The organism is Cytophagia bacterium CHB2, assembly GCA_030263535.1.
Taxonomy (GTDB): domain Bacteria; phylum Zhuqueibacterota; class Zhuqueibacteria; order Zhuqueibacterales; family Zhuqueibacteraceae; genus Coneutiohabitans.
Window position 1 is genome coordinate 1 of the sequence record SZPB01000597.1, and the last position, 2,365, is coordinate 2,365.

General features: G+C 47.5%; 2 protein-coding genes. Both read right to left on the bottom strand.

Annotated elements, in window-relative coordinates:
- Positions 1 to 226: 226 nt before the first annotated feature.
- Entirely contained in the window at positions 227 to 970 is a 744-nt protein-coding gene (locus FBQ85_29315; GenBank protein MDL1879231.1) for a hypothetical protein, read from the bottom strand.
- Positions 971 to 1,276: 306 nt separating this feature from the next.
- Positions 1,277 to 2,269: a PorV/PorQ family protein gene (locus FBQ85_29320; protein ID MDL1879232.1), complete on the bottom strand. Its 993-nt coding sequence runs from the start codon at positions 2,267 to 2,269 to the stop codon at positions 1,277 to 1,279.
- Positions 2,270 to 2,365 lie beyond the last annotated feature (96 nt).

A 2,365-nucleotide genomic window follows, 5' to 3' on the forward strand; every position in this document is an offset into this window, starting at 1 on the left:
GGGTGCATTTGGTTGCTCGATAATCTTGCTAATTGGTTCAATTGCGAACACGTGCCGAGTGAATATCCAGAGCAACATTGAGCAACAGCACAATAGCTTGATCATTTAGACCTCCTTAGGAGCAAAGTTATTTCTCAGCGTTAAGAATCTGCGGGGCGATATTGTTGCTGGCATCAATCGTGGGTATAGCTGCATGTTGTCACGCATACCCATCTAAGTTGAATAGCTAGCCTAGGTCACAGATCATTTGACCGTTGTAGTAAATACCCAAGGATGTAACATAGCCGCCAATTGTCTGAAACAGTTCAGAACTATTATATAAGTCAGAAATAAATCGTACCCACGTTTTGTGGTATCTGATTCGGCCCACGAGTGATGGATACGGTATCTGTAGATCAAGAGATTTTGGAAGCTCCTTGAGCGCGTTCCATACAGGTTGGGAAAGAATTGCATAGGGACCATAGTCGCCATTTCGTATTATCCAAAATTGCTTTGTTTTCGGTAATTTGGGCAGAAATTGCAAGCCTGGTATAAACTCATGCAGTTCATAACCGCGTATGAAGTCTCCATCGTTATTGCGGACATGATACGCGACGGGTAGACATTCTCCATTGCTGTCTGTAAGACCAGCTAGATGAAATCCAATTGGTTCATTGATATTTCCCGCGGCATTCTGAAGTTCCTGAGCAAGTTTGTTGGCAAACTCATCAAGTGTGGTCAAATATTGATGTTGCTCAATAAAATCGACAACCCACATATCTGTTGGAATCCAGTTATTCGATGTTTTTAGTGATCCGTGTCCCCACATCGAAATCCCCGCGCGTAAATATGGAATGGCTTGAAGTTTTTTAGCGCCGTTCAAGACACGTGTCACAGTTCCTCCGGAAGGCAAATCCGTGCTTTCCGTAACAGCGCTGTCAGCAACCATAGCAATTCCAAACTCACTAATTTCAGTGATTATTAGAGTCACAAAGAATTCTCGATTGTAGTTTCCGCTTCCTAATATAGAATATGATATGCCACCCTATCAAGTACGACATTTCTTGGCTGTACAAAATGACTCATCGATTTTTAGAATATCATGCCATGATTTTTCATGGAGTGCAAGGCTCGCATCACGGAGTTTGATTTGTGCCTCTTGCATGTTTATCCACAACATCTTGCTACATTATAAGATTCTCGCGGAATGCCCTAGAATAACTTTATGTGTTATGTAGACATTTGCGTGTTGATAGTTATTCCAATAAATCATTCAGCCTGAATCCCCTTAGCATTTTCAAAACTGAAACGCAATACTAAAGCGCTGTGCTGTGTCCAAAAAGCCGAAGTCGGAATAGGCATAATCCAGTTGCGCTTTGACGCCGGAGAAACCGAATTTTGCGCCCGCGCCGAAGGAAAGGCCTTCGAACGGCTCATCAACTTTGTCCAACGTTTCAAGTTCCACGTTGGTGCGATAGCCGGTGCGCAGCGCCACCACGTCTTTCAATTTGTACTCCAACCCGAACGCAAGCTGTTCGATGTTGTCATTCGGATGATTGCCTTGAAAAGTCGCGACGACCGTGTTGAAATCGCTGCGATAGATGTCCATCATCAAGCCCAGGCGAAAATCAATGGGCAGGGCGAACTGCTCGCGAAAATACTTGGCATCCGGTCCGAAATTCGTGATGCTCATGCCGAACTTGAGGCCGCGCACGCCGATGTCGAACAAGGTGCCGACATCCATGGCAAAATTACTCGCTTGCTCGTTGCCGAGAAATTCCGTGATGTATTTCACGCTGCCGCCAAAGGAAAAGCGATTGGTGAGCTTGCGCGCATACGTCACTCCCACCACCCAATCGCTGGCGTTGAAATAACCGCCGGTCCAGCCTTGATAGGGCACGGTGACTTTCATATCGCCGGTGGTGAGCATGCCGACATAAGCGCCGAACACGCCAATATTTTCCAGCGGCAACACAGCCGCACCGAATTCATAATTGATGTCAGCGGGCCATTCGACGTGGCTGAGCAAAACTTGTTTGTTCTCACTCGCCGTCAATCCGGCGGGATTGTAAAACACGGCGCTGGCGTCATTCGCCAACGCCACAAAGGCCTCTGCCATGCCCACGGCGCGCGCGCCCACGCCGATTTTCAGAAATTGCATGCCGGTTGTGCCGACTTTGCCGCGACCGGCTGTGTCGCGCAATTCCAAATCGCGATCGATTTGCGCCAGCAACCCCGTTCCCGGCAGCAAGACGGCAGTCAAAATGAGGATCATTCTTCGCAAAGACATGGCCGCTCCTTAATAGATAACCGCAAATTTGCCCACATACGTGCCTGTTTCCGAGGTAACCGTAAACAGGTAAATGCCGCTCGCAATCGCCTGAAT